This window comes from Rossellomorea marisflavi, from assembly GCF_009806575.1.
In the GTDB taxonomy this organism is placed as follows: Bacteria; Bacillota; Bacilli; order Bacillales; family Bacillaceae_B; genus Rossellomorea; species Rossellomorea marisflavi_A.
Genome location: NZ_CP047095.1, coordinates 180,726 through 204,817, shown reverse-complemented (window position 1 = coordinate 204,817; position 24,092 = coordinate 180,726). Strand labels below are relative to the sequence as shown.

Genomic DNA, 24,092 nt, shown 5'->3' with positions numbered 1-24,092 from the left:
TTTTTCTAGCATACCTTAAAAGTATAAAGGACTTTTGTCGGAGGTAACAAATGGGATAAACCTTCATATTCAACGTATATAGTCCGTACAGTTAAAACTGTACGTTCGAAATCATCTTATTCTTAGATTTCTTTGGATATCCTCCCATATCCTCTCTTTATGTTCCCTTTACTTTGAAGAATTCAAACCTTAAAATAAATCAAGATGAATAGTTAAGGATGGTTTCCGTCCTTTTTTATTGTGATTAGAATGGTGGTGTATTATGCATAATGAAGGTTTAGTCGCCCAGGCACGGGAGAGAGTCATTGAATCCGTGGCGAGAAACATGCATTTATACGGGGTTTCTCCTTCCATAGGACGCATTTACGGGACCCTCTATTTTGAAAATAGACCAATGACCCTGGATGAGCTGAAGGAAGAGCTGGAAATGAGTAAAACCAGCATGTCCACCGGTGTCAGGACGTTGTTGGAATTGAATATGGTTGAAAAAGTATGGCGAAAGGGTGAGAGGAAGGATCTGTACCAGGTGAAGAATGACTGGTATCAAAACTTCATCGACCGGTTCACCACTCAATGGAGGAAGGGAACCCAGATGAATCTCGACGCCTCCGTCAAATCCATGCGGGACCTGGAAACTGCCATAGCAGACACAGATGACGAAGAAACCGCTCAGAGGGCAAAGGATCACCTCGAGAGGATCACCTACGCCATTGAATACTATAATTGGCTGAATCAGGTCATCGACCTTTTTGAATCGAGGAAGATTTTCGACCTCACTCAACATAATGAAGAATGAAAGCCGGTTTCGATGGAAACCGGCTTTTGTTGTGGCCTTTTTCATGCATTCCGATGTTAACAAAATGTAACTTCAATTCAACTGGGTGAAGATGGTATAATATGGGCAAATCAGGATGCTTCATCTGCCCAGTGATTCTTATGGGGGTTTTCTTAACATTGAAGGGACAAGCGTTGATGGTGGGCACATCAAGTGTCTAAAGTTGAATGGTCCCAGCTTACGGGCAGGCAGGAGCCTCCCGGAACAACACCTCATGTCTGATGAAGCATTGAAAAAAGGTGTGATTGAATTGAATAAAAGGAATGTGAAGACCTTGATATTCCTGGTCTGCCTTACAATCCTTCCATTCGCGTTCTACTTTTCCATGTATGAAGGAAGTGCGCTGCTCGAGGATCAGTTCGAGTGGAAGAATTCGGCGAAGGTGTCGGCGAGCGCGGGGGAAGTGACAAAAACGGGGGATATCAATCAGGGGGACTTCTTCATCTATGCAGCGAAATTCCGGCCATTTTTCCCGATTGTGACGACGATTTGCGCAGCTGTCATTGCATTATGGGTCATCGACCGCTTCTTGAAGGCCCGTGCCCATATGATCGGTAACGGGATTGTAGGTTTTGCCTCCATCATCGGTGGCCTCTACTTGATCAGCGGCGTCACAGAAGGAAGCAGTTATTTCAGTATTGTGCTTCTTCTACTCGGTGCAGCTGCCCTGCTTCTTGCTTTCAGGAGCTTCAGGTCGGGGCACTCACGCTCGATTTTGAACCATTCATAAGAAAACCGGCCATTGAAGGCCGGTTTTTCATTTACAGATAGTCTTTGATGTCGTGTACAAATTCGTATAAGAAGTAACATCCGAAGCCGAATAGCAGGATCCCGGCTGCGATCGACGTCCATTTGATCATCGCTCGATTCATGGCCCTGCGGGTGGCGGCCACGATCGAGAGCAGTCCCAGGTCATGGATCAAAATTCCCGTAAGAACCCCCGCTGCAGCCAGGACAAATCCGATCTTCGAGCCTGAATAGGAATCGGCCAGGACCGTGCCGAATACAGAGACCCAGAAAACGAGATTACCAGGCGATACAGCCACGAGCACTCCGTTCCGGTAGGTCTTCCATAAAGAGGATTGGGGTCGATCCCCTGCCATCGTGATCCCATGGTCGGCATTCTTGATTGAATCATAAGCAAGGCCAAATAGGAAGATGGCTCCTACCACCCATAGGGGCAGCTGTACATACGGCAGGGACAGGACCTGGGCGAGTCCGAGATACATGGCAAGAACAAGGAAGAAATCGATCGTCATTCCGCCGACGCCCACTGCCCAGCCGTGGAGGAAGCCGTTTTTCAGTCCCTGCTTGGTCATTTCCACGGTTACGGCCCCCACGGGGAGGGCAATGGAAAATCCGACGAGTACAAATTTTAAATATGTATCCATTGAGTTGTGTCTACTTTCATGTAAAATGCACATTCATTCTCCGTTTTGTATAATTATACACACCAATAGGTTTGTCTTCAACCACCTAGATGGAACATCATGGTGCCCCTGTCTGTCTTGATGATCGTCGGGGCGGGCAATCCTGGTTTGTCTGAGAAAATCCAGCGTCTCCCGGCCCTCCCGATGATGATGAAAGTTCCATCACCGGTCTCCCCCATGAAGTTCAAGGTTTCCCCGTTTGATACTGGCCTTTCATTTCGCACCGGGATCCCTTTTGCCAGCACTTCTTGGGAACAACGGTACACTTCATCCGATGATACACCGATCTCACTGATCCCCAGAACCTCTGATGGACTGAATGATCCCGCGTGTGAATCGGGGTTCACACCTTCTCTCGCAATGAATTCGACAATATTTCCAGCGGGGTCTAGAAAGTAGAAGGATCGGGCCTTGGATTCTTTGAAAAACACCTCGTCCTCATCATCCTCCCTTGCAAGCGTCACCCGCTCGGCCATAAACGCTTTTGCCGACTCGAACAGATTGACCGGAATATTGAAAGCAAAATGGTAGTAGCAGTCCACCCCAGCTTTCTTATGGACGGTCAGGGTTCCGTCGCCCACTTCAATATCCGTCGAGCTGTCACCATTTGTCGTGCACGTGAAGCCTACTATATCCCGATAAAAAGCAACCGTTTCTTCATGGTTGCCGATGAAAAGCTCCAGCTGATGGATCTTCATTGACATCCCCTCCTTTATGCTAATTATAAATGCTGCAAAGGAACGGACCATCAACCGATGGAATGAACTTCTTTCAGCCATAAGGCGGGGATCTCAACCGGAATTGTTAAATCAATATGAACCCATGTCCTTCGGGAGATTGGAAATAGACATCTTTTCTTGAAATCGATCTCCAATCCCTCAAAAAGCCTTTTTGATATCCAAGATCGTCTGAAGGTGCATCCCTTCATGGAAAACCGTGCGAATGAGAACCTGCTCCACCGTCCTCATTCCCATTTCGGTCTGAGGAAACGCTTCTTCCATCCGGTGACCCCATCGTTCCCTAATCATCCCGGGCTGCTCCTTCAGCAGGGTGAACAACTCCTCGAGGGATGGCGTTTCCTGAGTGAAATTCTGCGGAGAGGTTCCGTAGCCGAACCAGGCAGGATACGTTTCAGGCACCTCCTGCTTTTCCTTCGTCAACGCCTCGATCCACTGATACTGATCGAGGTAGATATGCCCGAGGTTCCAGCGGATATTGTTACGGAAAGGCGGTGGAATCACCTCTGCTTCTTCTGGAGTCACAGAGGCCGCCGCATGCAGGACCTCACGTCGATAGGCGCTTAGTTGGGTGAACAAGACTTCATGACGATCAATCAATTTCGATTCCCTCCTTTAGGAACGTATCACCATTAATCACTTCGCCCTTTCCTCCCTTTTTCCTCTGCTTTTCCACACAAAAAAACACCACCCCATGGATGATGCGGATCATCTGTGGACGGCAGCGTCAACCCTCTTCATCGTCCACGCCTTTTTGTTCACTGGGAGAGAATTTGCCAATCACCAACGAAACGACGACCATCAATACCACGACAAGTCCACCAGCAGCAATGATCAACCAAAGCCAACTATTCATTTGACTGTCCCTCCAGGTTTGCGTTTTATCCATTATATACCACCTGATACAAAAGGGAAAGGGACGGTTCCAATGCATCCAAATGGTGCATCGGAACCGTCCCCATGTGTCACTTTTCGATTTTTCGGAGCCACGCTGTGAGAGCGACGGCGCCTGCTACCATGACGGCACCGATCCAAGGTGTGTGGATGAGGCCGATGCTGTCGACGATGAGTCCGCCGACGAAGGAGCCGATGGCGATCCCTACGTTGAATGCGGCGATATTAAGTGCAGATGCCACGTTGACGGCAGTAGGCACATATTTCTCTGCCAAGTTGACGACGAGTACCTGAAGGCCCGGTACGTTCATGAAAGCAAATAGACCCATAAGGAAGATGGCAATCAGACCAACCACTTTGAATGGTGCAGCAAACGTCAGGGCGAGGAGGATGATGGCCTGAAGGACAAACATCCAGAATAAAGCCTTGAGCGGATTTTTATCCGATGCTTTCCCGCCGACAACGTTCCCGATGGCGACAGCAATTCCGTAGACTAGAAGGATGATGCTGACCCATTTAGCGCTGAATCCTGTCACATCTTCCAGTAACGGAGTCAGGTAGGTGAATGCAACGAATGTTCCACCGTATCCAAGGGCCGTGATGGCAAATGCCAGCATGAGCTTACCGTTGGTCAGGATCTTCAATTGATCACTGAACTTGGCAGGTGGTGCTTCTTTAAGATTCTTCGGCACAAGGATCGAGCTTGCTACGATTCCGATGACACCAAGTGCGGCTACTCCCCAGAACGTTGCTCTCCAACCGAAGGCCTGTCCGATGAAGGTTCCAAGTGGTACCCCGGTGACCGTGGCAACAGTCAGACCCGTGAACATGAAGGCGATGGCACTGGCACGCTTATGTGCCGGAACAAGGTCTGCTGCGATCGTGGACCCAATCGAGAAGAAAATCCCGTGGGAGAAGGCCGTGATGAACCGTGCCACAAGCAGAAGTCCAAAGCTCGTGGACAGGGCAGCGACTGAATTCCCTACAATGAAGAGAAGCATCAGGGACATGAGCAGGCTCTTCCTGCTCATCCTGCTGGTGAGGGCCGTCAGGACGGGCGCTCCGATGGCGACTCCCAAGGCATATCCGGAAATCAGCAGACCTGCAAGGGTGATGGAGATCGACAGGTCATCTGCAATCGATGACAGCAAACCGACAGGGACGAATTCTGTCGTCCCGATTCCGAACGCACTGATGGCAAGGGCAAGTAGCGCCGGGGTGCCTCCTTTGGACTTGGAGGCGTTTTGATCTATAGAAGTAGAATGAGAACTCATAATGATTTTCCTCCTTAACAATTTCAATTCACCGGTGATTTGCCGGTAATCGTTAGTTTAAGGAGTATGCAACCAAAAAGGAAGTACGCACTTTAAAGTACGGTAGACACCTGGAGGTACCCATGCGCCGCTACTTGCTTCGTGTGCCGATCGGGTATAGAATGATACTATTCTACACATCATACAGGCATGTACATGTCAAAAAGATCCCATAAAGGAGTGACGGGAAATGAAGACATTCAATATACCGGTCGAAGCAGCACTTGAAGTCATCGGAGGCAAATGGAAGGTAGTCATCCTCTGCCACCTCATCGATCACGGCACCCTCCGCACGAGCGAACTGAAAAAGAGGATGCCGAACATCACCCAGAAGATGCTCACCCAGCAGCTTCGTGAGCTCGAATCCGACGGGGTCCTCGAGCGGATCGTGTACAATCAGGTACCGCCGAAGGTCGAGTACAAGCTGACCGACTACGGGACATCCCTTGCTCCTGCCCTTCAGATGCTGTGCTCGTGGGGTGAACAGCATATCGAGAAGGCGGTATCGGAAGGTGAGGACGTGATGGTCCTTTCCGGCGCTGAAGAATAAATTAAAAAGGACGTCCATGCCAGGCATGGACGTCTTTTTTATGGGCGCAATTTTTTCAGATAAGGCTTCGGGTCCTTTTCGTCCCCTTTGCTGTTTACCGTTCTTTCTCCGTCAAAGAAGTAGTTGCTGTCATCCACGACACCTGACACAAAGTCCCCCTTCAGGCGGTCGGGATCGGTTTTGATGGAGATATTTTTTGTGAAAATCCCCTGCTCTTCCGGTTTGAAATACGGGTTGATCCGGAAGATGAAGTTGTAGCGCTTATTATCGATGGCGATATTTTTGTGAACAATGATTTTGCCTGGATTGAAGTTGTCTGTGAACCCATCCATATTGTTATCGAATGCCAGGTTGTTCTTAACGATATGAGCGACCGGGAGGCCTTCCCCGCCTACCTTGAATCCACTGCCCGAGGTACCGCCTTCATTGTAACCACTACTGAGCTTCCCATTGGAATATGAAATGTTCCCGTCAAGGGTAACCGGCTTGTTGGCACCTTCATTGGTACGGTTGTATAGATCCCAGCCGTCGTCGATATTATGGTGGGAAATATTATTCTTGAATACATTCCCTTCCCCTACACCAAGCTTGGCCGCAAAGCCGTCGGCATTGATATCAGACGAATCACGATTATCATGGGATTCACTGTTCGAGATAAGATTGTGTTTCGGCCACAGTTCGGGATCCGATCCACTTCCCGAGATTTGGAACCCGGTATTCTGATTGTAGCTGAACGTCATATGATCGATCTTGTTATGACTTCCATTCACCCTCATACCGTTTCCGGTCGACTTCGTCAGCTCAAAGCCCGTGATCACCCAATAGTCGGCATTCAAATTAAGAAGATTTCCTTTCTCATTCTTCCCGTCGAATAGAACATTGGCACCCTTATACGGAGCCAGGGTTTTCATTTTTTTCTTTTCCCCGCTGTATGTCCGGCCGATGGTCACGGGCTCTGTATATACCCCTTCCAGAAGGTAAATCGTCTCTCCCGGCTGTACGTATTTGATGGCGGTATCGAGGTCCAGGGGATCGTTCTTTTTACCGGAAGCAGTCGCTTTCCCATCCGGTGAAACGAACAGGCCTTTCCCACCCTTGAACATCTTCATCGTGACGGTCCATTCCTCGGTCAGGACCACTCCATCATTCGTCTTCCATTCGACACGGAACGATGTCTTTTCATTTTTCAGCTTTGCTTTTTCATCGAATACTTGTTGAGCTTTCACCTTTTTATTCTTCACAATCTGCTTGCCATCCTGCCAAACGGAGATGTTCCCTTGTGTGTTCGACGTCACTTTCAACGAATACTTCTTTGAGCCCGACTCTTTCGGAGAAAGGATCGTCAGGGATGGCTCCGGCTGAAGGACAGGCTCCTCCGGTGTCGGCACCGTATTCGCCTCACTCACCGATAAGCTTGCATTCTCCACGGTCATGGAGGCATTCCGTGAAGCATAGAATCCCACTTGCATACCGTCGGGATCCATCACCTGAACAAGGTCTGCTCCTTTTAACTCCTGTTTGAACGTAGGAGATCCCGACAGATGGGTGAAGGTGGCAGACATGACAAAGCTTGTATCCGTCCGCTCAAGCTTCACGCGGACCGGTGTATTCATTGGTACTGCAGGGGCTCCCGGAAGGACTTTATTCACCCACTTACTCCCTGTACTTCCCCACGGTTCTTCTACGCCCGTCCGTGAGAGGGCGCTCATCCCGTCCCTCATCAAACCGACGGCAAACATATTGGATGCAGCGGTCACTTCTTCAAACCCTTCCATCATCGGGTCCTGCCTGGCCGCTCCATTCACGTCCCTCACCATGATGCCAGCTCCCTCTTGGCCGCTCTGCTTTGCCCCTGTCTCCGGGCCAAGCTGATGGAAAGTCAAGTCGGCCTCCAAAACAAAATTATCGGCATTCGGATTCAAGGTGGTGTAATAAAAGGTCAACCCATCATGCCCTGGAGCCAGTTTCCCTCCCCTGCTCTCCAAATGAATTTTCCCATCGATCGTACCCGGATGTTCAGGCTCTGCTGTATTCAGCCCGACTTTATCCGGCAGTACATTTGCAGAAAAATTCAGATCGGTTGATTGACCGAATGTGATCGACTGCCACTCCGGAACATCGTCCGCCACCGCCGATATGGGTAGTGCCACCCCCATCACCAAAACGGAAACCAAGAACAACAAGATCCCTTTCCCAACCTTTTTCACTCCATCCACTCCTTTGAATGTTTTACCGTCTGCATATAACAACGTTGTCATTTTATAGTAAGCGCTTACAGTTTTAGAGTCAATAAGATGTTTGGACTGATTTTATTAGGGGAGGATCCACTAAAAAAGCAGCGAGAACCTGTTTCCCGCTGCACTTCTCTATTCATTCATATAAAAATCCATGATCCCTTCGCAGAGATCATAGTGTACCGTTCCCTCCGTATTCATAAGGATAACGATGCCGAGTTGAAGGGCTGGCACCATCGTCATGAGGGACCGAACACCCATCTGCCCGCCTCCGTGCTCAATGATCGGCATATCCTTATAATTGTCCGTAAACCACGCGAGACCATAGCTTCTGACTTCACTGCCGAATCGCCATTCTTCACTGACCAGATGGTGGGGCTTTTGCATGATCTTGACGGAGTCATTCGTTAACAACGTTGTTCCACCGTTAAGATGCGCGGCCAGGTAGCATCCCAGCTCATTGGCAGTCGAGTACAGATAACCGATTGGTGCCGCGAGTTCGTTTTTAGGGAAAGGCGTTTCGGTTCTTTCCTCTCCCATGTAGTAACGAGCGCTATTTTCTGCTTCCTCAGCTCCGTGGCTTGTGGTTCTTACCAATCCAAGTGGACGGAAGACATGGGAATTCAGATGGGACTCCCATACCATCCCTGTCACCTTTTCAAAGAGATCGGCGAGTATGACATAGGCGTCCGTACAGTAAGCCCACTGTGAGCCTGGGGAGCCAATGAGTTCGACCTTTTCGAACCACCTTGTGATGTCTTCACGGGTCTCAATTGCGGAAATCTCTTCTTCTGACAGTCCGTAATGATCCAGCGCTTCCTGAAATTCCGTCGGGGTATCCGAGAAGATCTCCCTCACATTCGGTGCGACCATATTGGCGATGCCCGCTTCCGGGAAACCTGCCGTGTGCGAAAGGATGTGGCGGACGGTGATTTGATCGCTCGCAGCCCGGTCCTTTGTCCTGAAATACGGAAGATGCTTTACTACGGGATCATCCAGTTCGATGGATCCTGCTTCCACGAGCTGCATGATCGAGGTCGCCATGAAGTTTTTCGAGATGCTTTGGATGCTCATGAGTGTATCGGCATCCATTGGTTGATCCCTGTCTCGGTCTGCGAACCCGAAACCTTCAGCATACACTACCTCGCTCCCTTCCACGATGGCCACACTCGCACCCACGATATCAGATGATTCAAGCTGCTTGGAAATCATCTGTGTCAAGTTGGCTTTAACGTGTTGATTCATCTGTGTCGTCTCCTTTACCCGGAGCCACAAGCTCCACCTTGATCCGATCAGGATCCTCGAAGAATACAGCGTAATACCCTTCTCCTCCTGCATATGGGTGCCGATCACGGTACAGGACGGGTACCCCTTTCTCCTCAAGTGTTGCTGTCAGATCATCCACATGCTTCCTGGATTTTCCGTGGAACGCCAAGTGGTTCAGTCCGGCGCGTGACCGATGGTACGGGACGTCCAGGAAGCGCTCCTCCGTCTGGACGAATACGATGTACGTTTCACCGAGGCGATAGCTTTTACCCTTTGCCCATTCCTGATAAGGTTCATAGCCGAGTTCTCCTAAGAACCATCCCCAGAATTCTGTGGATTTATCTAAGTCTGATACGTTCAGTTCGATGTGATGGACCAGGCCGACCATCAGCCCACCTCCAAGAATTCGATGAATGGCGGTTCTTCCAGGCTCTCGGTTTGCTCATGGACAGCCCCTGCGAATTTCTCATAGTCGATCTCCGATTCCGGATAGGTCATGAACATTCCCCCGCCCTTCTCGTATACCGCCACCATCGGGATCTTTTTCAGGCCGAATAAACCGCCCTTCTTCCATTCGATCGTCAAGGTCTGGATGTCCTTCAAGAAGATAGATCGGTCCACTTCCCTTGAGTGGACGATGAGGGAGTTCCCTTTGATCAAGACGGCTCCTTCCTTCGTCTTCGCCTCATAATGGATTTCAGATGCTTCCTTCTCCATCCGTTCCTTCCGCTCCTGCATGAACGCCGTTTTCCAGCCTTCCACATTCCTGCTTTCCAACGGCTCCTCAAGGATGGTGGAATCATCCCATTTAAAGAGGGAATCCTGTCCTTCTTCCAGGCTGAACGCACCAACCCACGCGGGGTACACGTGGCCTGAGAGGTCGCGGTAAGACGCTAAGTAGTATCGGACCGGCTCTTCGTAAGCGGTGAATGTATCGATCTGATCCAAAATCGTGATTTCCTCCGCGTAGAGGCTCTCTTCACGGTCAAATAACAGATAGTAGAATAAGTGGGTCCGGGCCACATCGGATTGACGGGAATCCTTGACCGGGTTGTGATGTTCGATCCGATCGATGATGAGCCTCCAGTGGAATAATTCCGCTGACTCGACATGGGTGGCGCACCAGTAGACCTCTTCCTGATCAACGGGGATGCCCCGCTTGAGGGATACCGTGACGGCAATCGTCTTGACAATGGGGTCATTCCACCCCTTTGCCTCCTCCAGATACGGCAGCCATTCCTCACCCCAATACACATCCATCAGCTTCAGGAAATTCTCCAGCTCCTCCCGTATATGGAGGTATGAGTCTTTCCACGAACAATGGACGTGCTTGGTTTTATAATCACGATCATACTGGAGATAGGCTGCCTTCGCTTCTTCCCAATGACGATGGATGAGGGGCTTGATGACCTCAGGCTTGAATTGATAGAATACTTTTTCCTCGTGGAGATTGGCCAGTATTCTGTAGAGATCTCGCCTGCAGGCTTTATCGTCCAAACGGGTATAGAAATGATTGATCAACGCTTTGGATACGACCCCGTTTTGTTCTAAGACCGCATGGGGAAACCATGCCTGATTAAGAGGAATCAGGATCTCGTACATTTCGATCAGGGCTCGCACAGCACCATCATGTTCGTGCATACTCGTATGATAAAGGACACACTGCTTCCCCATCTCACTGAATTCAGCTATGTGACGGGTCAGGTCGCGTGCCACCCTTTCTTCCATATAATCAACCACGAATTCAAGGAGGACCAAGCTCGGATCATCCCATTCTTCCCCTGTACGCTCAAAGGGACCGGCAGCGAGCTTTATCATGTCCTTCAGAAGGGAGATGTCACACTCTCCGCCTTTGTTTTCCACCGTAATGTCCTTCAGCTTCATCAATCCATCATGGCGTACATCGGGATCCGCACTCTTGATCTCGGAAAGGGCATCTTTTACTTTCGATTCTAATTTCCCCATGGTTTGTTCCTCCGTCCTATTTTATAGGTCCATTATAACGGATTTGCACTCCTTTTATTTTCTTTTTTTTCATTTTTCTCCATCTCTTTTTTATTGCCCGGACACATTCCCCCTCGAAACATAGAGTAGTAGTTACGAAGCAAAGAGTGATAGATGGAAAGGCTGCTTCTGAACAGGGCTACCGTGTCATCAAGCGGACCGGCTCCAATCAGATTGTCATTGTCCTGAAGCAATAGGGCTATCACATTATTCAGAATATGTGGACAACCTGTTGAAAACTCAATTTATTTTCGAATATTTTGGAGGTTTTGGTACCAATGACTGTTAATAACTCCTACGAAAAGATTATTGTCCACATTATCTGTGGATAAACTGTGAGTAACCAGTGGATAGTACTTTTCTTCGCTTTACTGGCTACCGATCCATCCACAGCGTGTGGAGAAATACAATCAGAGAACCAGCTCGCACGGCGTTTAGGTTGTTTTCAAGAATGATTGTTGGAATCAAGTGAGATAGATTGTTAAAACTGAAGTTCCATCTAAAGGATGAAATGGATTCAACCCTTTGCAGGAGCAGCAATTCCCAGTTGTTGGTGGATAATGAACCTAACAAACAGAAAAGGCGGGGTTCAGTGAGGGGATATGTGACATTACTTAGAAATGCGTACTTCAGGAACTTTCTTATCGCTTCGACGGTTCTGAATATCGGCAGGAAATTATCGTGGATTGCATTGGGGTGGTTTGTTTATCAAGTAACCGGTTCAACCGTTGCCGTCGGAATGGTGATATCGGCGGCTACAGTCTCTCCATTATTATCGAGCATCCTGGTAGGGGGAATGTTAGATCATTTCGACCGGAGGACCGTTATGATGTGGGAAAATGTCGTGAGAGGCGGATGTTTAGCTCTTATCCCTCTTCTCTATTGGCTCGATGTCCTTTCCATCTGGATGATCATCGTGGTGGTTTTTGTGGAGGGATGTCTCTCATCCTTCACGACCATAGGCACCGCATCTATCCTTCCTGAATTTCTTCATAAGGAGGATTTGGAAACAGGGAACGCGGTTTTTACGATGACCGGCCAAATCGGGTCATTGATCGGACCGGCGCTGGGAGGATTCAGTACCGCTCTGGTAGGGGCCCCGATGACTTTATTGCTTAATGTCATCTGTTTTTTGATGGCAGCCCTATTGTATCTTATGATTCCGCCTGAAGCCTATCACAGCAGTCAAACAAGTTCTCAGACGGGAGCGAGATGGAAATGGCGTCATTTCCTAAGGGAAACCAAGGAAGGGTTCACCTATATCCTCTCTTATAAGATCCTCATCGTCATTGCCTTGATCACGTTACTCTTTAATTTCACCTATGCCCCTTTAGAACCGATGCTTCCTGTCTTCGTCGATGAGATCGTCAAAGCAGGGCCGGGCACGTTAGGAACAATGTGGTCATTTTTTGCGGTAGGGTCCTTTGCCGGGGCGATCCTATGGGTCAGACTGAGAAGGAAATTCCCGTATTCCTATTCACTCGGACTGGTCATCTTATTATGGGGACTCGTACCGACAAGCTTAAGTTTTCACACACACATCTTGATCATCTACGCCCTTATGTTTTTGGGCGGCATCGTTTATGCGCCTTTCAATATTGTGTCACCGACCCTCCGTCAACAGCTTGTACCCAATGCGATGAGGGGCCGGGTATTCGGAGTGTATGGATTGATTGCAGGGATCGGCTTCCCGATCGGGGTCTATGCAGGGGGACTCCTGGCTGAGCTGGTTGGTATTACGCAGACGATTCTGTTCAGTGGCGTACTGACCATGACTCTTGGCCTTGTTGTGGCCATTCACCCCATTTTACGATTCACGGATGTCAGTGCCCTCGATGTGCCCCCATCTGAATCAAGCCGGTAGAAGTCATTTACCGAGCAAAACCCAGAACCATACAGGCTCTGGGTTTTACTGTGTTTTATCATTCAAGGGGAGGGTGAATCCGGCAACCGTCCCGACATTTTTCTCACTTCTTACATAAAGCTGTCCACCATGAAGTTCGATGATCTGCTTGCTGATGGCAAGACCAAGACCGACTCCCTCCGATTTTTCATTTTCTTTATAGAATAGGGTCAGCACCTGTTGGAGATGTTTCTTCTCGATCCCGACACCTTCATCCTCCACCTCGAACACAAGGTTGCTTTGATCACGGCGATAGCGGATTGAGATTGTCGAACCCGGGGCTGAATATTTGATCGCATTATCAAGGAGATTCAAGATGACCTGCCGGACCCTGTGTTCATCTGCTTCCAGATTGACCGGCTCGCCATTCTCCAATACGATGTCCATCTCCCTCGCCAGCCGCTTCTTATCGAGCTGAAGGACCACTTCCTGAACCAGACGATGAAACGGGAAAGGGTGCGGTGAGATCTCAAAGGTACCCTTTGCATAACGTGAAAAGTCCAGCAGTTCCTCCACCATGGCTATCAAGCGGTCCGTTTCATTTGTGATGATGTTGAGCCCCGTCTTCATCTCTTCTTCATCTTTCATATCCCCTGTCAGCAGGGTTTCACCCCATCCTTTAATCGAGGTGAGGGGGGTCCTGAGCTCATGTGAGACAGAGGAGATGAATTCATTCTTCAGCTTCTCCGTCTTCAGCAACTCCTGCCCCATATCATTGAAGGATTGGCTCAATGTACGGAACTCATCTTTATACGTACCCGTCATTCTTGCTTCAAGGTCTCCTTTTGCAAGCTTCTGCGAAGCGTTCGTCAGCTCCACGACGGGGTCGGTGATCATGCGCGAGAAGAAGGTACTGATCACGAACACCATGAGGAGGATGCTGAGTCCGATGCCGATCAAGGTGGCGAGGATCGTCTTGAAGTTATCGTCCAGCGGTTCCAGGGATGAAACGAAACGCAGGAGGGCCACCGTTTTCCCATCAGACTCCAGGGGGATCGAGACGGCCAGCACATGCTCGTCCGTCTCAGGGTTCGTCCCCATCCACGTCCCTTCCCCTTTCCTGAAGGCATCCTGAATATCAGGGAAGTCGAGCTTTTCATGACTGATGAACCCTTCGGAGGAAGACAGCATCTTCCCGTCCGTACTGATCACCTGTGTTTCGGCCTGGGGCAGGGAAAAATTCGTCTGGATATCCTGCACCTGATCCCTGATCGTATACGGGGAAAGATCCATGTACCTCTTTGAGAACTGGGCTGAATTTTCAGCGTGATTCTTCAGGATCTCTGCCGTCCCGCTGTAGTAATAATGATAGATTCCAGATATGAGGATCCCGAGGAAGAGGAGGATCGTCAGCGTGATGATGCTCAGGTTCTGGATCAGCAGCCTTTTTTTAATCCCCATGTTCCCGGCCCTCATTCCATCTGTATCCGAAGCCCCAAACGGTCAGGAGGAAGCGTGGATTGGACGGGTTCTCCTCGATCTTCTGGCGGATCCTGCGGATGTTCACGTCCACGATCTTCGGGTCGCCCATGTAGTTCACACCCCACACCTTGTCCAGAAGATCGTTCCGGCTCACCGCCTGTCCATTTTTCCTAATGATACCGGTGACCAGCTCATATTCAACGGGAGAAAGGTCAATCTCCTTCCCCTTGACATAGAAGAGCCGCTTCTTCTCATCAAGGAACCAGTCGGGCACGGGTTTCGGCACTGGAGCTGGCCGGAGTCTCCTGAACAGAGATTCAATCCTCGCAATCAGTTCGTTCGGACTGAAGGGCTTCGACACATAATCATCGGCCCCGTTCATCAGCCCGTGGACTTTATCCATCTCCTGGACCTTGGCCGTCAGCATGATGATGCCGACAGCCGGATTCCACTTGCGGATTTCCCCGCACGCTTCAAACCCGTCCATCCCAGGGAGCATGACATCCAGGAGAAGGATATCCGCACCCTGTGCCTTCAGAAGTTCGATTCCTTCTTCTGCACTTCCTGCTTCGAGCACCTCATATCCATATCGTTTGAGATTGACTTTGATGAATCCTCTGATCGATTCTTCATCTTCAATGATCATGATCCGTTTCATACACCACACCTACTTTTCTTAGTTCGCTTGGAAGTTTTCCGGGTACCGCTCTGGCGAATACTTGGTCAGGTAGATGAATTGATTGCTTTCACTCAATTTATTCCACCCTTCATCGGGGATAGCCTTATCCTTCTCGACGGCATAGATATCGTACAGGACACTGCCATCTTCCTTGGAGATGAATTTGACGTACCGGCGGTCTCCGCTCGTGTCGATTTCAACATCCGGCCACGAATCGGGGAGCTTCCATGTATATTGATAGTTCACATTTTCATATGTGCTTTCGATGAAGAGGGCTTCGCCGTCATCCTTCAGCTGGTAGTACTCACTGATGAACGGCATATCCACATACGGCTTGTCTGCGCTTCCTTCGACAAGCACAGGGATTTCGATGATCCCGTCATCATTCGTATCGATACTATTCGCCGCTGTTGCCCTGAAGAGATCTTCTTCCGTCAATCCCTTCGGTTTCACTTCCTTCAGCTTACCGTCTTTCACCCCCACGATGAAAGAGGTGGAGGAGTGCGCCCCCACACTGGAATCCAGGACAGCTCCCTTTACGGATGGAGTGACGTTTCCCGCCACCGTATGATAATAAGGGTATACATAAGGGTCCAGCTTGAGCTCATCGACCTTTTCCATTTTGTCCTGGAACGAGTAGAGGGTGACGTTATGTTCCTGGTTCGGGACAAGGGACGCAAGCATCAGCTCACCCGTTCCATCTTCGTCATAATCGTCGGCAAAAAAGGCGCTGTATTGAGATTCAAACAGCTTCTCCGGCTTCTTTCCGCTCACATTGAAGACGAGGAGGGCTTTATCCGATGACTCATTGGAATAGGAAAACCCGATCAGGACCTCATCCTCCCCATCTCCGTCAAGATCCGCGAACTCCACCTTCTGCAGCTCCCTGCCAAGATCGCTGAAATGGATTTTCTTCTCCCATTTCCCCTTGCGATTCTCAAGGATGATCCCTTCCATCTGAGACGTTTTATCCGGCATCCGGTAAAAGACGATCAACTCCTTCTCACCGTCCCCGTCAAGATCCCGTTCGATGATCCGGTTTGTGTCGCCACCTTCAAGAGGGGAGAGCCACTCTGCCTGGGCCGGCACATACTGACCGATCGCCTGCTTTAGCTCCTGCTGCTGGACGGGGAGCTCAGGGGGCTTCATCAACGACGAATTCGATTGAAATAATGAGCATCCGCTGCATATCAATAGTATAAGGACCACTTGTATCATCAATCGCTTCATTCTATTCACTTCCTACTTATAGCTTCCATCAGTATAGTGTAAACCTTCTCGACAAAAGTAACAAAAAAGTTACAGCGTTCGACGGATGTTTGTAACCGATTAGTAACCCTTTTCCATCAAGAATGTTTTACCATGGGAAATAGAGACAAACAGCGAGAAGAAAGGTGAGGGGAATGCAACAGCAGGAACGAAAATACAACAGGAGATTAAACGTGAAACGGGTCATCTTGAGCGCACTGACCCTCGTACTTATCCTATTATCCAGTATATTGATCAAAGATATCGTGGTGGCCAAGAGCTCTGGGGTCGGAGACAAATGGATTGCCTTCAACCAATCGGAATCCCCCTTAGGTGGCGAAGCGGCCAAGATCAACAAACAGGAAAAACCGGAAAAGACCAAGGATACCGAAAAAGAACAGCCTGCTGATCCTGAACCGAAGGACGACACGGACCAGCAGGCACAGAATGATCGTCAAGAAGCCACGGAGCCTGTCGAACCAGCACCTGATGCCGATGCACCGGAACCAGACGCTAATCAAGAAGAACAAGCGACAGGGAAAAAGATCGTCTATCTGACATTCGATGACGGTCCGAATGAAAATACCGAAGGCATCCTTGAGGTGCTCGATCGTTACGATGCCAAAGCCACCTTCTTCATGCTTGAACCGAATATGAAGACATATAGCACTGCCATTCAGGATATGGTTGCTGCCGGTCATTCCGTCGGGATGCACGGCGTCAGCCATGATGTGAAGAAAATCTATCAATCCAAGGACAGCGTGGTAGGGGAAATGAAACAAGGGCAGGCGACACTTCAAGAACTCACCGGTGTAACCAGCGATCTCATCCGCGTCCCATACGGTTCTGTGCCGAATATGACACCTGCCTACCGACAGGCCGTGAACGATGCCGGCTTCCGACTGTGGGACTGGGATATCGACAGCGAAGACTGGCGCTTCCTGAGCCCCGCCTACGTCCCTAACGTGATGAAACAACTCGAAGACTATCAATATCACGAAACACCGAGGGTCATCCTCATGCACGACAAAAAGACGACCCTCGCTTCCCTTGACCAACTCCTTCAACAGCTGACCGAACAGGGCTATGAAATGAAGGCCCTCGATCAGGAGATGGAGCCTGTGACGTTCAAGGGGTAAAGGGAATAGAGGGTCGCGCAGTCCCCATGAAACGCCCAAAGACTTTTTACGATCCAAAGACTTAAGTCCCGACTTGAGTCTTTTCTTGTATTCGTCCATGCGTTAAAATGGAAATAAATACATATTATGTTATTGAAGGAGGGGTTCCATGATTAAAAATAAGGCATCGGTTCTAACAGCCATGGCTATCTTCCTCATCTGCATGGTGCTGTACTTCCCATTCCCTGAACACAAACTGAGTGAAGCCAGAACAGTATTTATGTCCTTCCCGATCACCGACAGCGACGGATTCGTCATTCTCGGCATCATCGGCAGCTTCCTTTATATCAGCGCCATCGTCTTTCTCGTACGTGGATTGAAGAAATACCGGATCCGCCTTGTCCTCCTGACCATGTTCGCCTATGCAGCGGCTCCCACCATGGCCATCTGGCTCTATCAACATACATTGGCCAGCGGCATCTACGCCCTTTCCTATGACGACAGGAGCGAGTGTACATTTGAATCAGATGGGGACGGACATATTTATGCTACGTGCGATATAGAATTGAAGAATCATAGCCGGAATGACGTCTCATTCAACCTCGAGCTCCTCGACTCCACATACGACAAGCAATTCCCACCCGAGGAATTCCTCAAAGGCAGCTATCCCGTGACCGTGGAGGGGAAAGGCAGCCACACCGTCCTGATCGAGGATGAAATCGATCGCCCCGATCTTAAAGGTGAATTCAACGGAGCATCCTCCGGCTTCCTTCGGATCAAGGCGACGGACGGGGACTCGGAACGGAGATTTTAAAGAGGCATGGTTCGATTTGAATTCTACGTCTATTCAAAAGAAAGTAGCCGAGGATACGGATCCTTGGCTACTTTCTTCTCTCTTGTAAAAAGCATGAACTAATACAGCTTCACCAAATCCCCGAACGTCTCCAGCACTTCATCATGCTTCTCTACATGACCGAATCCATATTTGGCATAAACAAATGGGATTCCCGCAGACTCAGCAGCTTTCCGGTCTCCGTCCGTATCCCCGACGTACACCGGGGCTTTCAGGTTGTTCCTCTCTACAATCAGCTTGATGTTTTCTCCCTTACTGAGTCCCGTACGTCCGGGATTCTCGAAGTCTTCGAAGAAACGTTCGAGTTTGTGATAGTCATAGAACGTTTCGATATAGCCGTCCTGGCAGTTGCTGACGATGAAGAGCTTATAGGAACGGGACAGGGTCTCAAGCACATTCTCCACATCCGGATAAAGCCTTCCTCCCCGTTTACCGAGAAGCTCTTCTTCCCGCTCCAGACATGCCTGTAACATCCTCGACCGCACCTCTTCATCAACGTCCGGGAATAACTTCTCCTCAATTTCTTTCACCTGCAGACCCATGACCCCTTCAAAATCCGCACGCGTCATCGTGTGTCCCGCTTCATCATGCTCCTCAATCGTCCGATTCCACGCTTCCAGAACCGTATCGATTGGATCCCAGATCGTTCCGTCCAGGTCGAATATGATACTATCCATCTATGAACCTCCTTTATGCTGATAGAGAGTCTTTCTTCCAAATGGTCACCAGCCATTTTCCGTCACTATATAAGCCTGAAGAATACGTCATTGGGAATAAGGCCGATAGAATGAGCATACCCGTCACGCCGAAATAATACCCATCCAAGAAGTGGTTATGATCGGTATACACCTTAACGAGGATGAGCATGGTGATGGTCACTGCATTGAACAGCACGCCCCCGATGGCAATGAAGGACAGCTTCAGACGGCTTTTTGATATCTCCGGAGTCCCTTCATACCGGCACATCCCTGAGATAAAAAATTGTTTATTCACTTGTACATGTCCCACCCGAAAGAGGGGTTCACCTGTTCCAACCTCGATGTTTGTCACACGACCTCCGAATATCTTCACAAAGAAACCGTGACCGTACTCATGGATCAGGACATTGAGGGGTTGAAAAAGGAAGAGGGCGACGGCATAGGCGATGAGGTTTTCAAGCATTGTTCTCCCTCCTTTTTATGGTTTATATTTCCATAATAACAAAAAGGCAAGGTACAAAACATGTTGAATGATAAAAAAAGACCTTCTATTCGAAAGTCTTTTAGATCACTTTTTCACCCAATGCCTTCCGTATTCATCAACACCACTCGCCATCCCTCGGGATCCTCTATCGTGATGCCCTTCTCCTTCCAGTATGGATTCTCCGGTTCCACCGGATCGTATCCCATTTCTGCAAGTCTGGATACAATCTCCTCCATTCGATCACCATCCGGGATATAGAACACAAGGAGATTATCTTTTGTCGGTGCCTCACAGGGCCCTTCGTCTTCGCGGGTCGTGAACTCCAGATGATACGCATGCCCCGGGAGACCGAGCATGATCCCGTCATACCCGTTGTGCGCCTCGAATCCGCCGATCTTCTTCAGCCCGATGCCTTCCATATAAAAACGTATGACCTCGGCGAACTTCCTGGTTGGACGCGCGATGCGGAACTGGACGACTGGAAGCTCTTCATTCCATTTTTCTTTTTTCATGGGTGCCACATCCTCTCTGACCTCATTGTAGCCTGCGGGAACGGGCACCGCATTGGGGATTGGTCGCATCTTTTTTACGACCTTTGGCCGTGTTCACTCACATCTCGGGATCAAGATCTGCCATCAGCATGCCGTACACGAAACTGTCCGTCCACTCGCCCTTATTCCAGTAGTCCTGTATGAAATGAGCTTCCTTCCTCATCCCAATCCGCTCGCACAGCCTGGCCGACGCTTGATTCCGGCTGTCAAGGGTCGCCTGGATCCTATGAATATCGTATTCTATGAAAAGTCGCTTTACGAGCCCCCTGAGTGCTTCCGTTGCGTAGCCTTTCCCTGCCGTTTCCCTTGCAAAGCTGTATCCGATCTCCACCGTGTCCTTCATGCCGGTGTAACATACCGACAGATCACCGATGACCTTGTCCCCTTCGACCACGGCGAGGCTCAGGCCCGATTCACTGGAGAGCGCTTGATTCTGGAGCTTCTTCCGGAACCGCTCCACCCTATCCTCCGTGGTCCACGGGCCGTGGAGAAGATAGCGACATGTTTCTTCATTTTGATAGATCGTGAATACATCGTGGATGTCATCCTCTGTGAACGGTCTGACGGTGAGTCGGTCGGTTGTGAAATGCATATGGTTCTCCTCGCTTTCCTGCTCTATATGGTGCCTTCAAACACGTGAAATGGATTCCCTTTGCCGTACCCATCCAACACTTCATGGGCAATCACGTTCACAAACCCGCTTTTATGAAGCAATTCCTTACACTCTTCTACTCCGTACATGCGCATCGGGAAATCCATCAGCTCTTCTTTGATTACCTCTCCCTCATGTATAAGGTGATACTTCAGCTTACTATTCAGAACCCTGCTGTCCTTGTCATAGGTCATCCGCTTGTATTCTATAATGGTATTCTTTCCATCTTGAAGTCTATTGGTCTCCTTCCACTCCGGGCAGTCATCAGCCCCCTGCTGGATGATAGCCGTGATCAGAAGTCTACCACCCTGCCTTAGGGACTCCTTTAAATTCCTCAGGCACAGGGGGACGATTTCTTCCGGAAGAAGGGAGAACGACCCGAATGGGATCATGATCAAATCATAAGTATCTTGCCGGTTGAAGTGCCTCATATCTTGATGAAATACACGGGGTTCCATACCCCGTTCATTCCCCTTCACCACGCATAACTTCAGCATTTCATCCGAGATATCAAAGCCCTCAATATCGATCCCTCTCTGCATGAAAGGAATGAGCATCCGCCCGTTTCCGCACATAGGCTCCAGCACCTTCATCCCTTCGGTCACATGGGATAGATAAAAGGCAAGCTCCTCCCCTTCAGCAATGGACTTCCCGCTTTCGTATACCTTCGTGCAAAGCTCCCCGTAGTAGTCCATTTTCTACACTCCCTTTACGTAGATGACCTTGTATATTTCAATGGGATCAGCTCCCCAATCCTGGTTTTCACCAGCTTACCGTCCACCTCCAGGATGACCAAGCATTCGGGTGAATAATCAGCGATCAATTCCCTGCACATGCCGCATGGACTCACGACACGGATCGTGCGATCAACTTCGTCGGAATAGGGGTGCCGGACAGCCACGATGGTATGGAAACCCTTGTGGCCGGAAGAGACCGCACTCCCCACGGCGATTGCCTCGGCACACACGGTTACACGTCCAATGTAGGCTTCGATATGTACAGCAGAGACGATATCACCCGAATTCGTACGCAGGGCTGCTGCGACGTGGTGTTTATCATCTTCATAGAGCATGGTGATCTTGTCTTTGGCGGATTCGATCAGTTCGAAGTCCTCAGGTGTTAAATCTAGTGTATTCATCTCTTGTCGCCTTTCTGTAAGGACCTTTATTTATAGGAATACTCAGTTAATGAAGAAGTTGCCTGTTGGTGACAAGCGCATTCTTTATCCCGTTACCATCTATAGTATGAGAAATGGAAATGGAAAGCCAGCAAAAAAAGTCCCCCGCATTTACCCATGCGGGGGACTTTAACATATTCCGTTTTTACAACTCCATGGTTCTCTTACTCAACCGTAACAGATTTAGCCAGGTTACGCGGCTTATCGACGTCACAGTCGCGGTGCAGGGCAGCGTAGTAAGAGATGAGCTGCAGTGGGATGACAGAGATAAGAGGTGTTAATAATGGGTTCACCTCTGGGATGACGAAGCGGTCTTCTTCGTCTTCCAGGCCTTTCATGGAAATGATACAAGGATTGGCTCCGCGGGCTACGACTTCTTTGACGTTTCCACGGATTCCAAGGTTTACTTCTTCTTGTGTCGCCAAGGCGATGATCGGTGTGCCTTCTTCGATGAGGGCGATCGTTCCGTGCTTCAGCTCGCCTCCTGCGAATCCTTCGGCTTGGATGTAGGAGATCTCTTTTAGTTTAAGAGCACCTTCAAGTCCAACGAAGTAGTCCATGGAGCGTCCGATGAAGAAGCAGTTGCGCGTAGTCGCAAGGTATTCCTTGGCAATCGCTTCGAACTCTTCTTTCGTATCGCAGAGGGCTTCCATGGCAGTAGCAACGATTCCAAGGTCGTGGACAAGGTCGAAGCCTTGTTGAACGCCGATGGCTTTTCCTGCTGTATGACCAAGGATGGCAAGGACTGCAAGCTGGGCTGTGTACGCTTTGGTAGACGCAACCGCGATTTCAGGACCCGCGTGAAGAAGAAGGGTGTGATCCGCTTCACGTGAAAGCGTAGAGCCTGCTACGTTCGTGATGGTGAGGGATTGGTGACCCAATTCCTTCACTTTGACGAGTACGGCACGGCTATCCGCTGTTTCACCACTTTGTGAGATGAAGATGAAGAGCGGCTTCTCCGATAGAAGCGGCATGTTGTAGCTGAATTCGCTGGCAACATGTACTTCGACAGGGATATTGGCGCTTTTCTCGATGAACTGCTTCCCGACAAGACCTGCATGGTAGCTTGTTCCGCATGCTACGATGTAGATGCGGTCTGCTTCCTTCATGGCCCCGACGATCGGCTGATCAATGTGAAGCTCTCCGTTTTCATCCTGGTATGCTTGGATGATCTTGCGCATCACAAGTGGCTGCTCATCGATTTCTTTGAGCATATAGTGAGGGTATGTTCCCTTTTCGATATCGCTTGAATCGATCTCAGCTGTGTACGGGGCACGCTCCATCACTTCACCGATCAGGTTCTGGATTTCGACCTTTTCTTTGGATACGATGACCATTTCTTTGTCCATCAGTTCAACGAATTGATCTGTTACCTGGATCATGGCCATGGCATCACTTGCCACGACGTTGAAGCCTTCTCCAAGACCTACGAGCAGCGGGCTCTTGTTCTTGGCAACGAAGATGGTTTCTTCGTTCTCGGCATCCAATAGGGCGATGGCATAAGAACCTTTAAGGAGCATGAGTGTTTGACGGAATGCTTCCGTTACATCGTTTCCTTCGCTTACGAGTTTGTCGATAAGCTGTACGATGACCTCTGTATCGGTTTCACTGACGAAGTTCACTTCTGTAAGGTATTCACGTTTCAGCTGTGAATAGTTCTCGATGACACCGTTATGAACGATGGTGAAGCGTCCAGACGTGCTTTGGTGAGGATGGGCATTATCGTGGCTTGGCACACCATGTGTCGCCCAGCGCGTATGTCCGATCCCTGTATGGCTTTCTACGCTGCTGTCTACGACTGCGCGAAGATCCGCGATACGTCCCTTTTCTTTGAACACGTGGATGCCTTCTTCATTTTGAACCGCGATACCGGCAGAATCATATCCGCGGTACTCAAGCTTCTCAAGACCTTTTAACAAGATTTCCTTTGTATCTGCATTTCCGATATATCCAACAATTCCGCACATGTGAATAGTTCCTCCTTGAAAGTACAAGGGGGCAAATCTCGTTTGGGGACAATTTGCCCCCTTATCTCTATTTGTCA

Annotated in this window: 25 protein-coding genes; 6 read left to right on the top strand and 19 right to left on the bottom strand. The window is 49.5% G+C overall.

Annotated elements, in window-relative coordinates; all coding sequences use genetic code 11:
• Positions 1-262 precede the first annotated feature (262 nt).
• Positions 263-796, top strand: coding sequence for a GbsR/MarR family transcriptional regulator (locus D5E69_RS01165; protein WP_048007305.1), 534 nt, complete (start codon positions 263-265; stop codon positions 794-796).
• A 202-nt stretch (positions 797-998) separates the two neighbouring features.
• Positions 999-1,565, top strand: a complete 567-nt coding sequence (locus tag D5E69_RS01160) for a DUF4306 domain-containing protein (RefSeq protein ID WP_159129096.1) — start codon at positions 999-1,001, stop codon at positions 1,563-1,565.
• Positions 1,566-1,596: 31 nt separating this feature from the next.
• On the opposite strand, the gene D5E69_RS01155 is transcribed toward D5E69_RS01160, so the two are convergent.
• The 5 genes from D5E69_RS01155 to D5E69_RS01140 all read right to left on the bottom strand — a co-directional run bounded on the left by D5E69_RS01155 (position 1,597) and on the right by D5E69_RS01140 (position 5,170).
• Complete coding sequence (locus D5E69_RS01155) at positions 1,597-2,226, bottom strand: LysE family transporter (protein WP_053427891.1); 630 nt, start codon at positions 2,224-2,226, stop codon at positions 1,597-1,599.
• A gap of 77 nt (positions 2,227-2,303) precedes the next feature.
• Positions 2,304-2,963, bottom strand: coding sequence for a VOC family protein (locus D5E69_RS01150; RefSeq protein WP_159129095.1), 660 nt, complete (start codon positions 2,961-2,963; stop codon positions 2,304-2,306).
• A gap of 180 nt (positions 2,964-3,143) precedes the next feature.
• A complete protein-coding gene (locus D5E69_RS01145) occupies positions 3,144-3,602 on the bottom strand; it encodes a DinB family protein (RefSeq protein ID WP_048007309.1) in 459 nt (152 codons plus the stop codon).
• Between the two features lie 127 nt (positions 3,603-3,729).
• Complete coding sequence (locus D5E69_RS23770) at positions 3,730-3,858, bottom strand: hypothetical protein (protein WP_262370547.1); 129 nt, start codon at positions 3,856-3,858, stop codon at positions 3,730-3,732.
• A 109-nt stretch (positions 3,859-3,967) separates the two neighbouring features.
• Positions 3,968-5,170 (bottom strand): MFS transporter, encoded by a 1,203-nt coding sequence (locus D5E69_RS01140; RefSeq protein WP_048007310.1) that lies wholly within the window; start codon positions 5,168-5,170, stop codon positions 3,968-3,970.
• Positions 5,171-5,399: 229 nt separating this feature from the next.
• On the opposite strand from D5E69_RS01140, the gene D5E69_RS01135 reads away from it, so the two are divergent.
• A complete protein-coding gene (locus D5E69_RS01135) occupies positions 5,400-5,759 on the top strand; it encodes a winged helix-turn-helix transcriptional regulator (protein ID WP_048007311.1) in 360 nt (119 codons plus the stop codon).
• Positions 5,760-5,797: 38 nt separating this feature from the next.
• Here D5E69_RS01135 and D5E69_RS01130 read toward each other — a convergent pair whose 3' ends face one another.
• The 4 genes from D5E69_RS01130 to D5E69_RS01115 all read right to left on the bottom strand — a co-directional run bounded on the left by D5E69_RS01130 (position 5,798) and on the right by D5E69_RS01115 (position 11,224).
• Entirely contained in the window at positions 5,798-7,966 is a 2,169-nt protein-coding gene (locus D5E69_RS01130; protein WP_159129094.1) for a right-handed parallel beta-helix repeat-containing protein, read from the bottom strand.
• A gap of 159 nt (positions 7,967-8,125) precedes the next feature.
• Positions 8,126-9,238 carry a serine hydrolase domain-containing protein gene (locus D5E69_RS01125; RefSeq protein ID WP_159129093.1) on the bottom strand — a complete coding sequence of 371 codons (1,113 nt, stop codon included), beginning with the start codon at positions 9,236-9,238 and terminating at the stop codon, positions 8,126-8,128.
• Positions 9,222-9,650: a VOC family protein gene (locus tag D5E69_RS01120; RefSeq protein WP_148796159.1), complete on the bottom strand. Its 429-nt coding sequence runs from the start codon at positions 9,648-9,650 to the stop codon at positions 9,222-9,224. The genes D5E69_RS01125 and D5E69_RS01120 overlap by 17 nt, the downstream gene beginning before the upstream one ends.
• Positions 9,647-11,224, bottom strand: coding sequence for a hypothetical protein (locus D5E69_RS01115; RefSeq protein WP_048015192.1), 1,578 nt, complete (start codon positions 11,222-11,224; stop codon positions 9,647-9,649). The genes D5E69_RS01120 and D5E69_RS01115 overlap by 4 nt, the downstream gene beginning before the upstream one ends.
• A 643-nt stretch (positions 11,225-11,867) precedes the next feature.
• On the opposite strand from D5E69_RS01115, the gene D5E69_RS01110 reads away from it, so the two are divergent.
• On the top strand, positions 11,868-13,127 hold the full coding sequence (locus D5E69_RS01110; protein WP_159129092.1) for an MFS transporter: 1,260 nt from the start codon (positions 11,868-11,870) through the stop codon (positions 13,125-13,127).
• A gap of 45 nt (positions 13,128-13,172) precedes the next feature.
• Here the strand turns inward: D5E69_RS01110 and D5E69_RS01105 are convergent, their stop codons facing one another.
• Genes D5E69_RS01105 through D5E69_RS01095 form a run of 3 tightly spaced genes read right to left on the bottom strand, consistent with a single transcriptional unit; the run spans position 13,173 to position 16,497 of the window.
• On the bottom strand, positions 13,173-14,567 hold the full coding sequence (locus D5E69_RS01105) for a sensor histidine kinase (RefSeq protein WP_048014236.1): 1,395 nt from the start codon (positions 14,565-14,567) through the stop codon (positions 13,173-13,175).
• A complete protein-coding gene (locus D5E69_RS01100) occupies positions 14,557-15,246 on the bottom strand; it encodes a response regulator transcription factor (protein WP_048014237.1) in 690 nt (229 codons plus the stop codon). The genes D5E69_RS01105 and D5E69_RS01100 overlap by 11 nt, the downstream gene beginning before the upstream one ends.
• A gap of 18 nt (positions 15,247-15,264) precedes the next feature.
• Positions 15,265-16,497, bottom strand: coding sequence for an FG-GAP repeat domain-containing protein (locus D5E69_RS01095; protein WP_159129091.1), 1,233 nt, complete (start codon positions 16,495-16,497; stop codon positions 15,265-15,267).
• 212 nt (positions 16,498-16,709) lie between these two features.
• On the opposite strand from D5E69_RS01095, the gene D5E69_RS01090 reads away from it, so the two are divergent.
• Together D5E69_RS01090 and D5E69_RS01085 are read left to right on the top strand one after the other, a co-directional pair.
• Complete coding sequence (locus D5E69_RS01090; RefSeq protein ID WP_159129090.1) at positions 16,710-17,654, top strand: polysaccharide deacetylase family protein; 945 nt, start codon at positions 16,710-16,712, stop codon at positions 17,652-17,654.
• Positions 17,655-17,802: 148 nt separating this feature from the next.
• Complete coding sequence (locus D5E69_RS01085; RefSeq protein ID WP_048007320.1) at positions 17,803-18,447, top strand: hypothetical protein; 645 nt, start codon at positions 17,803-17,805, stop codon at positions 18,445-18,447.
• 98 nt (positions 18,448-18,545) lie between these two features.
• Here D5E69_RS01085 and D5E69_RS01080 read toward each other — a convergent pair whose 3' ends face one another.
• The 7 genes from D5E69_RS01080 to glmS form a co-directional block, all read right to left on the bottom strand.
• Positions 18,546-19,163: an HAD family hydrolase gene (locus D5E69_RS01080; RefSeq protein WP_048015189.1), complete on the bottom strand. Its 618-nt coding sequence runs from the start codon at positions 19,161-19,163 to the stop codon at positions 18,546-18,548.
• 13 nt (positions 19,164-19,176) lie between these two features.
• The gene (locus D5E69_RS01075; protein ID WP_159129089.1) at positions 19,177-19,647 is read right to left on the bottom strand and encodes a M50 family metallopeptidase; all 471 of its coding nucleotides are present in this window, start codon (positions 19,645-19,647) and stop codon (positions 19,177-19,179) included.
• Between the two features lie 113 nt (positions 19,648-19,760).
• Positions 19,761-20,180, bottom strand: coding sequence for a VOC family protein (locus D5E69_RS01070; protein WP_048015187.1), 420 nt, complete (start codon positions 20,178-20,180; stop codon positions 19,761-19,763).
• A gap of 97 nt (positions 20,181-20,277) precedes the next feature.
• The gene (locus tag D5E69_RS01065) at positions 20,278-20,811 is read right to left on the bottom strand and encodes a GNAT family N-acetyltransferase (RefSeq protein ID WP_159129088.1); all 534 of its coding nucleotides are present in this window, start codon (positions 20,809-20,811) and stop codon (positions 20,278-20,280) included.
• A gap of 23 nt (positions 20,812-20,834) precedes the next feature.
• Positions 20,835-21,566, bottom strand: coding sequence for a class I SAM-dependent methyltransferase (locus tag D5E69_RS01060; RefSeq protein WP_159129087.1), 732 nt, complete (start codon positions 21,564-21,566; stop codon positions 20,835-20,837).
• A gap of 14 nt (positions 21,567-21,580) precedes the next feature.
• Positions 21,581-22,009, bottom strand: coding sequence for a cytidine deaminase (locus tag D5E69_RS01055; RefSeq protein ID WP_048007325.1), 429 nt, complete (start codon positions 22,007-22,009; stop codon positions 21,581-21,583).
• Positions 22,010-22,212: 203 nt separating this feature from the next.
• Positions 22,213-24,015, bottom strand: a complete 1,803-nt coding sequence (gene glmS, locus D5E69_RS01050) for a glutamine--fructose-6-phosphate transaminase (isomerizing) (RefSeq protein WP_048007326.1) — start codon at positions 24,013-24,015, stop codon at positions 22,213-22,215.
• Between the last annotated feature and the right edge of the window lie 77 nt (positions 24,016-24,092).

What these genes read in the sequence shown, in the direction of transcription:
- D5E69_RS01165 (WP_048007305.1), top strand. Translation starts at nt 263, where the DNA reads ATGCATAATGAAGGTTTAGTCGCCCAGGCACGGGAGAGAGTCATTGAA.
- D5E69_RS01155 (WP_053427891.1), bottom strand. Translation starts at nt 2,226, where the DNA reads ATGGATACATATTTAAAATTTGTACTCGTCGGATTTTCCATTGCCCTC.
- D5E69_RS01150 (WP_159129095.1), bottom strand. Translation starts at nt 2,963, where the DNA reads ATGAAGATCCATCAGCTGGAGCTTTTCATCGGCAACCATGAAGAAACG.
- D5E69_RS23770 (WP_262370547.1), bottom strand. Translation starts at nt 3,858, where the DNA reads ATGAATAGTTGGCTTTGGTTGATCATTGCTGCTGGTGGACTTGTCGTG.
- D5E69_RS01140 (WP_048007310.1), bottom strand. Translation starts at nt 5,170, where the DNA reads ATGAGTTCTCATTCTACTTCTATAGATCAAAACGCCTCCAAGTCCAAA.
- D5E69_RS01135 (WP_048007311.1), top strand. Translation starts at nt 5,400, where the DNA reads ATGAAGACATTCAATATACCGGTCGAAGCAGCACTTGAAGTCATCGGA.
- D5E69_RS01125 (WP_159129093.1), bottom strand. Translation starts at nt 9,238, where the DNA reads ATGAATCAACACGTTAAAGCCAACTTGACACAGATGATTTCCAAGCAG.
- D5E69_RS01115 (WP_048015192.1), bottom strand. Translation starts at nt 11,224, where the DNA reads ATGGGGAAATTAGAATCGAAAGTAAAAGATGCCCTTTCCGAGATCAAG.
- D5E69_RS01105 (WP_048014236.1), bottom strand. Translation starts at nt 14,567, where the DNA reads ATGGGGATTAAAAAAAGGCTGCTGATCCAGAACCTGAGCATCATCACG.
- D5E69_RS01100 (WP_048014237.1), bottom strand. Translation starts at nt 15,246, where the DNA reads ATGAAACGGATCATGATCATTGAAGATGAAGAATCGATCAGAGGATTC.
- D5E69_RS01095 (WP_159129091.1), bottom strand. Translation starts at nt 16,497, where the DNA reads ATGAAGCGATTGATGATACAAGTGGTCCTTATACTATTGATATGCAGC.
- D5E69_RS01085 (WP_048007320.1), top strand. Translation starts at nt 17,803, where the DNA reads ATGATTAAAAATAAGGCATCGGTTCTAACAGCCATGGCTATCTTCCTC.
- D5E69_RS01080 (WP_048015189.1), bottom strand. Translation starts at nt 19,163, where the DNA reads ATGGATAGTATCATATTCGACCTGGACGGAACGATCTGGGATCCAATC.
- D5E69_RS01075 (WP_159129089.1), bottom strand. Translation starts at nt 19,647, where the DNA reads ATGCTTGAAAACCTCATCGCCTATGCCGTCGCCCTCTTCCTTTTTCAA.
- D5E69_RS01070 (WP_048015187.1), bottom strand. Translation starts at nt 20,180, where the DNA reads ATGAAAAAAGAAAAATGGAATGAAGAGCTTCCAGTCGTCCAGTTCCGC.
- D5E69_RS01065 (WP_159129088.1), bottom strand. Translation starts at nt 20,811, where the DNA reads ATGCATTTCACAACCGACCGACTCACCGTCAGACCGTTCACAGAGGAT.
- D5E69_RS01060 (WP_159129087.1), bottom strand. Translation starts at nt 21,566, where the DNA reads ATGGACTACTACGGGGAGCTTTGCACGAAGGTATACGAAAGCGGGAAG.
- D5E69_RS01055 (WP_048007325.1), bottom strand. Translation starts at nt 22,009, where the DNA reads ATGAATACACTAGATTTAACACCTGAGGACTTCGAACTGATCGAATCC.
- glmS (WP_048007326.1), bottom strand. Translation starts at nt 24,015, where the DNA reads ATGTGCGGAATTGTTGGATATATCGGAAATGCAGATACAAAGGAAATC.